Source organism: Serratia sp. BW106 (genome assembly GCF_002607755.1).
GTDB classification, from domain to species: Bacteria; Pseudomonadota; Gammaproteobacteria; order Enterobacterales; family Enterobacteriaceae; genus Serratia; species Serratia proteamaculans.
This window is the reverse complement of record NZ_MCGS01000067.1, coordinates 1-9,598: the sequence shown is the minus strand read 5'-3', so window position 1 is coordinate 9,598 and position 9,598 is coordinate 1. Positions and strand designations below refer to the sequence as shown.

General features: G+C 56.7%; 12 protein-coding genes. 6 read left to right on the top strand and 6 right to left on the bottom strand.

The window, feature by feature from the left end:
* The first annotated feature begins 125 nt into the window (after window positions 1-125).
* The gene (locus tag BEI65_RS26085) at window positions 126-371 is read left to right on the top strand and encodes a YceK/YidQ family lipoprotein (RefSeq protein WP_099065689.1); all 246 of its coding nucleotides are present in this window, start codon (window positions 126-128) and stop codon (window positions 369-371) included.
* On the opposite strand, the gene BEI65_RS26080 is transcribed toward BEI65_RS26085, so the two are convergent.
* Window positions 362-922, bottom strand: coding sequence for a GNAT family N-acetyltransferase (locus BEI65_RS26080; RefSeq protein ID WP_099065688.1), 561 nt, complete (start codon window positions 920-922; stop codon window positions 362-364). The genes BEI65_RS26085 and BEI65_RS26080 overlap by 10 nt on opposite strands.
* Window positions 923-985: 63 nt before the next feature.
* Window positions 986-1,363 (bottom strand): MysB family protein, encoded by a 378-nt coding sequence (locus tag BEI65_RS26075; RefSeq protein ID WP_085116209.1) that lies wholly within the window; start codon window positions 1,361-1,363, stop codon window positions 986-988.
* 207 nt (window positions 1,364-1,570) lie between these two features.
* Here BEI65_RS26075 and leuA point away from each other — a divergent pair, with 207 nt between their 5' ends.
* Window positions 1,571-3,241 carry a 2-isopropylmalate synthase gene (gene leuA, locus BEI65_RS26070; protein ID WP_099065687.1) on the top strand — a complete coding sequence of 557 codons (1,671 nt, stop codon included), beginning with the start codon at window positions 1,571-1,573 and terminating at the stop codon, window positions 3,239-3,241.
* Here leuA and BEI65_RS26065 read toward each other — a convergent pair.
* On the bottom strand, window positions 3,226-3,987 hold the full coding sequence (locus BEI65_RS26065) for a helix-turn-helix transcriptional regulator (RefSeq protein WP_085116211.1): 762 nt from the start codon (window positions 3,985-3,987) through the stop codon (window positions 3,226-3,228). The genes leuA and BEI65_RS26065 overlap by 16 nt on opposite strands.
* 140 nt (window positions 3,988-4,127) lie before the next feature.
* Between BEI65_RS26065 and BEI65_RS26060 the strand changes: the two genes are divergently transcribed.
* Genes BEI65_RS26060 through BEI65_RS26045 form a run of 4 tightly spaced genes read left to right on the top strand, consistent with a single transcriptional unit; the run spans window position 4,128 to window position 5,692 of the window.
* Window positions 4,128-4,439 (top strand): helix-turn-helix transcriptional regulator, encoded by a 312-nt coding sequence (locus BEI65_RS26060; RefSeq protein WP_085116212.1) that lies wholly within the window; start codon window positions 4,128-4,130, stop codon window positions 4,437-4,439.
* Window positions 4,436-4,870 carry a YeeE/YedE family protein gene (locus BEI65_RS26055; RefSeq protein ID WP_099065686.1) on the top strand — a complete coding sequence of 145 codons (435 nt, stop codon included), beginning with the start codon at window positions 4,436-4,438 and terminating at the stop codon, window positions 4,868-4,870. Before BEI65_RS26060 ends, BEI65_RS26055 begins: the two co-directional genes overlap by 4 nt.
* 4 nt (window positions 4,871-4,874) lie before the next feature.
* Window positions 4,875-5,294, top strand: a complete 420-nt coding sequence (locus BEI65_RS26050; protein ID WP_099065685.1) for a YeeE/YedE family protein — start codon at window positions 4,875-4,877, stop codon at window positions 5,292-5,294.
* Complete coding sequence (locus tag BEI65_RS26045; RefSeq protein WP_099065684.1) at window positions 5,294-5,692, top strand: VOC family protein; 399 nt, start codon at window positions 5,294-5,296, stop codon at window positions 5,690-5,692. Before BEI65_RS26050 ends, BEI65_RS26045 begins: the two co-directional genes overlap by 1 nt.
* A 47-nt stretch (window positions 5,693-5,739) precedes the next feature.
* Here BEI65_RS26045 and BEI65_RS26040 read toward each other — a convergent pair whose 3' ends face one another.
* The 3 genes from BEI65_RS26040 to BEI65_RS26030 form a co-directional block, all read right to left on the bottom strand.
* Entirely contained in the window at window positions 5,740-7,293 is a 1,554-nt protein-coding gene (locus BEI65_RS26040; protein WP_099065683.1) for a peptide MFS transporter, read from the bottom strand.
* Between the two features lie 476 nt (window positions 7,294-7,769).
* On the bottom strand, window positions 7,770-9,005 hold the full coding sequence (gene mdtG / locus BEI65_RS26035; RefSeq protein ID WP_099065682.1) for a multidrug efflux MFS transporter MdtG: 1,236 nt from the start codon (window positions 9,003-9,005) through the stop codon (window positions 7,770-7,772).
* A gap of 200 nt (window positions 9,006-9,205) precedes the next feature.
* Entirely contained in the window at window positions 9,206-9,490 is a 285-nt protein-coding gene (locus tag BEI65_RS26030; protein ID WP_085116217.1) for a YciI family protein, read from the bottom strand.
* Window positions 9,491-9,598: the final 108 nt, after the last annotated feature.

The window sequence follows — 9,598 nt, the reverse complement described above, 5'->3', positions numbered from 1 at the left end:
TGCCGGAGGATATTTATTTGGCGCTTCGCTTACGCCATGCTGACAATCTGAATAGAAAAAACTATGTTAACATTCGCGGCGGGCGTTGTTTACTTTCAGAACAACCAGGATCAAGAGTCAATTTGGTGAATCTCTCTGCTTTTCTTCGGCTGGCATTATTGGCAGCAGGCGTGACGCTGTTAACCGGCTGCGGCAGTATTATCAGCCGCACAGTACCGGGCGCCGGCCACGGCCATCAATATTACCCGGGTGTGCAATGGGATCTGCGCGATACGCCCTGGCGTTATGTCACGGTGATCGATGTGCCGCTGTCGATGGTGGTAGATACCTTTATGCTGCCGTTTGATGCGCAGCACGGGCCTTACGAATAAGCCTGGTCCCGGGTGGCAAACACCAGCAGTTGGTATCCATGCGGGCCGCAGTGGAAGGGAGCCAGCACCGTCATCTTCAATCCCTGCTGATGGGCCGCCAGTGAGTGCGGGTTGCTGTCGTCAATAAACAGAGCGCCAACGTCGAATTCCTCCCGGGTGTGTGCCTTGACGGCGGCGAACAGTTGCTTCAGCACGCCTTTGCCACGCCAGGCGGTATCCAGACACACCGGGCCATACATAAACACCCGCTGTTCATTCAACGGTTGCCCGTTGAACGACTCGCCGGCAAGTTTTTCCAGCATGGCATCCACCACCGGCGGGCGGGGCTGCGCGTCCGTGGTCATCAGGCAAACAAAACCGGCCAACGCCCGATCTTCAACCGCCACCAGAATACCCAGACCCTGGTTAATGCGGGTTAATTGGGCTTCGTTCATACTCGAAACGATAAAACCCTGACGTTTCTGGCTGTCGCTTAAATTGGCCGGGGTATTTTGTGTTTGCAACTGCAGAATGGCGGGGTAATCCTCGGGGCGTGCCTGGCGGATAATCATGATGCCTCTCTGAAAATGATGGGGAGTTTATGGGCGGGAAGTTTCGCTCCCGCCCGCTATCATTCAACGTTCATCCCACTCGTCGGCGGCGGTTTGGCCCTCTTCGGTATCCAGTGGGGGATCGAGTTGGAAATCCCCTTCTTCCCACTCGTGCAGCGTGTTTTCCTCGATCCATTCGGCGCTGATTTCGACTTCGTCATAATCACCGTCGAAAATGGCCTGTGCGGCGGCACCGCTGCGTAACGTCAGACACTCGACCGATTCCCCTTCTTGCTCAAAGAACTCGGCCTGCCACAGGATATCACCATCCTGCATCACGTACTTTTGCAGATTGAACTGTTGTGGCACCGGCGGTTGATCATCGTTACCGCTTTCGGCGGACTCAATAAATTCCTCGCGCGCTGCTTCAATTGCTTCTTCCAGGGTTGCATACAGGCTCATGGTTATCTCCAGTAGTGAGGGTAACGAAAGGATTTTGGCCGTGCCAAAACGCCATGACTGACATCAAAAGTAATTGTTGCTGCACTGGCGCAGGATGCAAATTTTTTTGTTGTCCGTTTCGCGACGATGGTTGTCCGCCAGGCGGGAGCAGGTCATCTTCCGGCAGGAAATAATAAGGCATCGCTTATGACAGCCCAGGAGATCGCCATGTTAGCCAACCCTTCAATCAAATATCGTCCTTTCCCGCCGGTGGTATTGCCGGAGCGTCAATGGCCCGGTCGTACCCTGCAGCAGGCGCCGCGTTGGTGCTCCAGCGATCTTCGTGATGGCAATCAGGCGCTGGCGGAGCCGATGGATAACGACCGTAAGCGCCAGTTCTACCAACTGCTGTTGCAGTGTGGGTTTAAAGAGATTGAGGTGGCGTTTCCTTCGGCGTCGCAAACCGACTTTGATTTTGTTCGCTCATTGATTGATGAGCAACTGATCCCGAACGACGTCAGCATTCAGGTCTTGACCCAGTCGCGTGATGACCTGATCGATCGCACCTTTGAGGCATTGCGGGGGGTGCCACGAGCTATTGTGCATTTGTATAACGCCACCGCGCCGATGTTCCGTGAAATTGTGTTTAAGCAGGATAAGGCGGCAACGGTGGCGCTGGCGGTCAATGGGGCGCTGCGTATTCGCCAGCAGTGCGAGCAGCAGCCGGAGACCGCCTGGACCTTTGAGTATTCGCCGGAGACCTTCTGCTTTACCGAGCTGGAGTTTGCGCTGGAAATTTGCGAAGCGGTAGCGGATGTCTGGCAGCCTGGCCCCGGGCGGCCGATGATCATCAACCTGCCGGCGACGGTAGAAGTCAGTACACCGAACGTTTACGCCGACCAGATTGAATGGTTTTGCCGTCGCTTCAGTCAGCGAAATCGGGTGACAATCAGCGTGCATCCGCATAACGATCGCGGTACCGGAGTCGCCTGCGCCGAACTGGCGATGCTGGCCGGCGCCGATCGGGTGGAAGGCTGCCTGTTCGGTAACGGTGAGCGCACCGGCAATGTTGACCTGGTGACGCTGGCGCTCAATCTGTATACCCAGGGTATTGCGCCGGGGCTGGACTTTAGCCAGTTGAAGCAGGTGGTAGAGGTGGTCGAGCAATGCAACCAACTGCCGGTGCACCCACGTCACCCTTATGCCGGTGAACTGGTTTTCACCGCCTTTTCCGGCTCTCATCAGGATGCGATCAAAAAGGGGTTCGCCGCCCAGCAGCAGCGACAGGATGGCCTGTGGCAGGTGCCTTATCTGCCGCTCGATCCGGCGGACGTCGGCTGCAGTTATGAAGCGGTGATCCGGGTTAACAGCCAGTCGGGTAAAAGTGGGGCGGCCTGGCTGCTGGAACAGAACCATGGATTGTCGTTACCCCGCGGGCTGCAGATTGATTTCAGCAAAGTAGTGCAGCGATCCACCGACGGCAGCGGCAAAGAGATGACCACCGCCGAGTTGTGGCGGCTGTTTCGCCTCAGTTATGGCCTGGTCGAGCAACCGCGCTTGCAATTGCTGAGCTATCAGACCGAGAGTCACAGCGTCGAGGCCTACAGCTTCAGTGCCCGGGTGTTGTTCGAAGGGCAACAGCAGCGGTTGCTGGGCGTAGGGAACGGCCTGTTGTCCAGTGCCGTGGATGCGCTGCGTCAGAGTTTTGGACTGAATCTGGCGATAGAGGACTACCACGAGCATACATTAGGGCATCAGAGCCACAGCCGCGCCGTAGCCTACATTCGTTGTACGCTGGCGCACGGTGAGGCGGCTTATGGCGTGGGCATCGACGTCGATTCCGCCAGTGCCTCGTTGCAGGCACTGTTCAACGTTGCCGCACGTTATTTGGCGAAATAAGCACTGGGCGCGACGCCGAGCAGGCGACGGAACATGGCGCTGAAAGCACTGGGGCTGTCGTAACCCAGATCCAGCGCCACTTCCAACACCGAATGCCCGGCGGCCAGCGCGTTCAATGCCGCCAGTAACCGGGCACGTCGCACCCAGTCACCAAAGCGCAGCCCGGTCTCACGCTGAAAGCGCCGTGACAGCGTGCGGCCACTGACGTTGATGTAACGGGCCGCCTGCTCCAACTCCCAAGGGTGTGCCAGCGATTGCTGAATATGCCGACACAGTGTCAGCAGCGCCTCAGTGCGCGGCTCGGGTAGATTCAGTGGCAAAATAGGCAGCACGCGCAGCTCATCCAGGATCAGCTCCATGATCCGCTCTTCACGTCCTCCGGTGGGGTAGTCCGCCGTAATATCCATCGCACAGATAATCAGTTCGCGCAGCAACGGGGAAACCTGCACCACTTCACAACGTGCCGGCAGATCGGCGCGCGCCAGCGGATCGACCAGCAGAGCTCTTGCCGCGACCTTGCCGGTGATGCGCAGGCTGTGCTCAACCCGTGCCGGCAGCCAGACGCCGCGCCCTGGCGGGACCACCCAACTGCCCAGACGAGTATTGACCTGCACCACGCCACTGAGGCTATGAATCAATTGCGCGCAGTCATGGTAGTGGGGCGGCTCGAAGTCGCCGTGCTGGTAATCTTTGGCAATCGGTACAATCGACCGGTTGGCGGGCACAGCGTCATGGAAAAGCAGCATTGTTTGGGGCATCCCCAGTCCGCGGAAAGTTATAACGGCAGCATGCCATGCTGAAACCTTTCGTACCAGCCTATGGTGCGGTGGGTAAATATAGTTTATAAATATACAATATATTATTTTATAAACTATATGGAGGGGTGATGGATATCGACAGCATGCGGCAGGCGGCAGCGCAGGCCGGAACATTACTGCGGACGCTGGGCAATGAGGATCGCTTACTGTTGCTGTGTCAGCTCAGCCAGGGCGAGATGTCGGTAGGGGAATTGGCTCAGGCGTTGGCGATCCGCCAGCCGACACTTTCACAACAGCTTGGCGTGTTACGTCAGGAAGGGTTGGTAGCCACACGCCGTGACGGCAAGCAAATTTACTACGCGGTCAGTGATGAAAAGGCGCTGGCAATACTGGGCATCCTGTATCAACTCTACTGCCCAAAACCGGGAGAGACACAATGACCATTGACTGGCTGCATTTTACGCCGTTATCTGCCCTGGCCGGCGGAGGGATTATTGGTATCGCGGTCACGCTGCTACTGGTATTTAACGGCCGTATTGCCGGCATCAGCGGGATTACCGGGGGTTTGCTGACGCCGCGGGGCAAAGAGAAAGCCTGGCGGGCCGCATTTCTTGTCGGGTTGTTGGTTTCGCCCTGGCTGTATGGTCTTGGCGCGCCACTACCGGCAATGCCAGTGAGTGGCAGCAGCCTGTGGCTGATCGTGGCCGGATTGTTGGTGGGGGTGGGTACCCGGTTGGGCGGCGGCTGCACCAGCGGCCATGGCGTTTGCGGTACGGCAAGACTGGCACCGCGTTCGCTGGCGGCCACGGCGGTATTCATGCTGCTGGGCTTTGCCACGGTCTGGGCAGTTCGTCACTGGATAGGGGGTTAACACCATGTTCAGATACCTGTTTGCTTTACTGAGTGGTGCGATTTTTGGCCTTGGTCTGATCGTTGCCGGTATGGCCAATCCGGCCAAGGTTTTGGCGTTTCTCGATATTACCGGCAATTGGGATCCATCGCTGGCATTGGTGATGGTGGGGGCGATTGCGGTGGCGGCACCGGCGTTTCTTTGGGCTCGCCACCGACAGCGTAGTTTGTTGGGTGACGAGTTGCAGATCCCTACTAACCGTCGTCTCGATGGTCGTTTGCTGGCCGGTAGCACCCTGTTTGGCATTGGCTGGGGCATGGCGGGCATTTGCCCTGGGCCGGCCTGGGTACTCGCCGGGGCGGGCTCTTCGGCGGGCTGGCTGTTCGTGGCGGCGATGCTGGTGGGCATGGCACTGTATGAAATCATTATGATGCGGAGAAAATAATGCCGATAGCTAATGCGGTACTGCGCATTGCGCGCCCGACCGATCGTCTGCAAGAAATTGCGGCTATGTACTGTCAGGGGCTGGGTTTCGAACGGTTGGGCGAGTTCGACGATCATCAGGGTTTTGACGGCGTGATGGTCGGGCACCCACAGCACGGTTATCACCTGGAGTTCACTCACCATCGTGGCGTCAAAGTGGGGCAGGCGCCGACGCAAGATCATTTACTGGTGTTTTATTTACCGGATGAAGCGGACTGGCTGATGGGATGCCAGCGAATGCTGGCCGCCGGTTTTCGGCGTGTCGCCGCCTACAACCCTTATTGGGACACCAGCGGACAGACGTTCGAGGATCTGGACGGTTACCGGGTGGTGTTGCAACAGCGGGCCTGGGAGGCATAAAAAAACCAGCGCACCGGGCGCTGGCTGAAGGGTAAACGAAACAGTAATCAGGCGTTGGCAGCCGGTTTCTGTGCGCTTTTGCCCTGAGTGTTTTCCATCATGCGGCGGATCGGGACGATCAGCAGGGTCAATACTGCGGCGCAGATCAACAGCGCAATTGAGCAGCGTGCGAACAGGTCAGGCAGCATACCCAGTTGGTCGGCTTTCACATGGCCACCGATCAGACCGGCCGCCAGGTTACCCAGCGCGCTGGCGCAGAACCACAGGCCCATCATCTGGCCACGCATTCTTTCCGGCGCCAACAGGGTCATGGTCGCCAGGCCGATAGGGCTAAGGCACAGCTCACCCAGCGTCAGCATTAAAATACTGCCGACCAGCCACAGCGGAGACACGCCCGCGCCGCCGTTGCTCAGCACGTTCTGCGCAGCCAGCATCATCAGCCCGAAGCCCGCAGCGGCAAACAGAATACCGATAACGAACTTGGTGATGCTGCTCAGACGGATTTTGTTACGCGCCAGTGCCGGCCATGCCCAGCTAAATACCGGTGCCAGCAGGATGATAAACAGGGCGTTGATCGACTGGAACCACACCGCCGGGATCTCGAAGTCGCCAATCATACGGTTGGTATAGTCGTTGGCAAACAGGTTGAATGAGGTCGGTTTCTGTTCGAAGGCTGACCAGAAGAAGGCCGCGGACACCAGCAGGATGAAGCAGACCAACAGGCGGGCGCGTTCTTTACGGCTCAGGCCGGCAAACACGAACAGGTAAATGAAGTACAGGGTGACCGAGGCGGCAATCACGTAAACCAGCGTACTGGCCACAGCGACCGGGTTAATCACGATGATGCCCTGGGCAATCAGGGTGATAATCACCGCCGCACCGACGGCCAGCGCAATCAGCCAGGCACCGACGCCGTTTTTCTTGGCGACCGGACTGTTCCAGGTGGAGTCCAGGCCCACTTCGCTGTCATAGCGTTTCATCGCCGGGACGGCAAAGACGCGGAAGATCACCAGCGCTACCAACATGCCGATACCCCCGATACCGAAGCCCCAGTGCCAGCCGTGGGAACGGATCAACCAGCCGGAGATCAACGGGGCGATAAACGAGCCCATGTTGATGCCCATATAGAACAGCGAGAAACCACCGTCACGGCGGTTGTCGCCTTTCTTGTACAGCGTACCGACCATCACCGAGATACAGGTTTTGAACAGGCCGGAACCCAGCACAATAAACATCAGGCCGATGAAGAACAGGTTGTTGCCCATAAAGGCAGACAGCGCGATCGACAGGTGGCCGAGGGCAATTAGAATCGAGCCGTACCAAACCGCCTTTTGCTGACCCAGCCAGTTATCTGCCAACCAGCCGCCCGGCAGGGCAGCCAGATACATGCTGCCGGCAAAAATACCGACAATCGCCGAAGCATTTTCACGTGCCAACCCCATGCCGCCGTCGTAGACCGTGGCGGCCATAAACAGGATCAGTAATGGGCGAATGCCGTAAAACGAGAACCGCTCCCACATTTCGGTAAAGAACAGGGATCCCAGCGGATAAGGATGGCCGAAGAAGGTCCGGCTTTCTTGGTTATTAACAGAGGATTGCATAACGTCTTCCCAATAAAATGCGCCGCATTGATGCAGCTTATATTGTGGTATGTATGTGTATTTAAGGAAGGTGATCCACCCAGTGCGGATTACCCGACAAAACCGCAGCCGCAGCGCCCGTTAACCGTGGAAAGCGCGTCGGCCTTTTTTCACTTGGCCAATGCTTTACATTGGGCGTGATATTATTTAACCATTTGATAACTGGATGGTGGTTTTGTCTAGTCCCTGTATCCCATTTTTTAGATGAAAAGTCGACAAACATCTCCTTTCCTGGTTTTTATGTTGGTTACGGCGGGAATGTTATTGACAGGTGGTTTATTGCACTAAAAGTTAATAACTTTTTTAAAAACAAGTAATTGCATTAAGAATTATCTGATGAGTACTGGCTGAGGGATACTGAGGGGTATCAATACTAAAAGTAGGGTAAACGGGCCGTCGGCCCATTTAAGTGAGGGAACTGGTGATAAATACGGCTATTACTCTTCCTGCAGGGTGTCTTCCCTCATCCGCGCCGGTCGGCGTTGCAAACACCACCAGGAATAAATCGCGTTGAACAGCACCACCACGGCGGTGACGCAGAATACCGCGCGAAAGCCATAGCTGGCGGAGACGGCGGCACCCATCAATGGGCCACTGACGTTGCCTATATCGCGGAATGATTGGTTATAGCTGAAAATCCGCCCGGCTACCTGATTGGTGCAGTTATAGATCAGCAAGGTTTGTACCGCCGGCAACAGCGCACCGTCGGCCGCACCCAGCAGGAAGCGCAGTACGCCGAGTTGCCACGGGGTTTGCACAAAGGCCATCGGGATCAGCAATAGCACCGATACGATCAGCATAAACACCAAAATGCGCTCCGGGCCGATCCTGTCGCCCAGCTTGCCCAGCCGTGGCGCACTCATTAGCGCGGCGACGCCCGGCACCGAGGCGATCAGGCCACTGACAAAGGCCAGATTATGAATATTACCGGCCAGGTCACGCACGTACAGCGTCAGGATCGGCGCTATGGATCCGGTAGCGATTTGAATAATCATGGTGGTGACAAACAGACTGAGGATCAGCTTGGGGCTTTTTAGCGACGCAAACACCTGACGGGCGTGCAGCATGTCTTTTTTCTGCACCGGGGTGAATTGTTCTTTGACATACAGTAGCGTCAGAACAAAGCAGGCCAGCAGCACACCGGCGGTAATGTAGAACACCGGACGCAGGCCATATTGGTCGGCTAGCAGGCCACCAATCAGTGGCCCAATCAAGGCACCACTGACCCCGCCGGTGGACAGGGTACCCAGCGCCCAGCCGCTGCGATTGCGCGGTACCTGAGTGGCGATCAGCGCGTTGGCGTTGGGGATAAAACCGCCGAGCAGGCCCAGTACCGCGCGCAGCGCCAAAAATTGCCAGATATTTTGCGCCATGCCCATCAGCAGCATCACAATCGCCATACCCAGTGCCGAGCGCAACAGCATCAGCTTACGTCCGCGCCGGTCAGCCAGCCCGCCCCAGAACGGGGAGGCCATCGCAGAAAACAGGAAGGTGATACTGAAAACCAGGCCAGACCACATGTTCAGCGCCTGATGGCCGGTGACGCCAAGGGTTTCTACATAAAGCGGCAGGAATGGCATGATCAGGCTGAAGGCGGCACCGGTGAGGAAACACCCCAGCCAGGTGACAAAAAGATTGCGTTTCCAGTTGATGGGTTCTGGTGCCGAAGCCATATTTTCCTGCTGCATAAGGTGGGGCGCTTTGCGGACGTGCACAAGCAAGGGGGCAAAGCAAAAAAGTTAGCCTGATAAGTATGCGCTTAATTATAGGCGGCATCAATTGATGTGGGGAGGGATAGACGGAAAATGAAATAAAGTTTTAAAAATAGAATATTGGCAGTATTCCGCGCTGTGCGCGCGGAAAATCGGCAGATTTAAAGCCCGGCGAGCAGTTCAAAACCACTGGCGGTGGTGGAGAGGGCGACATCGGTAATCTCATAGTGCGCTACGGCGTTGAAGGGATCCTGCGCGACAATGGCGTCCAGTTGGGCGCGATCTATGCCCTTCACCAGGATCACACCGCCGGTGCGTGGATTCTTACGGCCGGAGGCGATGAAGGTGCCGTCCTGGAAATATTTCTTCAGCCAGGCAATGTGCCCTTCAAGGTGGCCGTCGACTTCTGCTATCGGGCGGTGGTAGGTCAGGTTAACGATGTACATAACAACTCCAGGATTAGCGACGAAGGCTTTACCATCCCACCGTTACCGCCGATTCTCAAGATCAGCGGAATAAAAAAACCGCCGTGCGGCTAACACCGATCGGTTAAG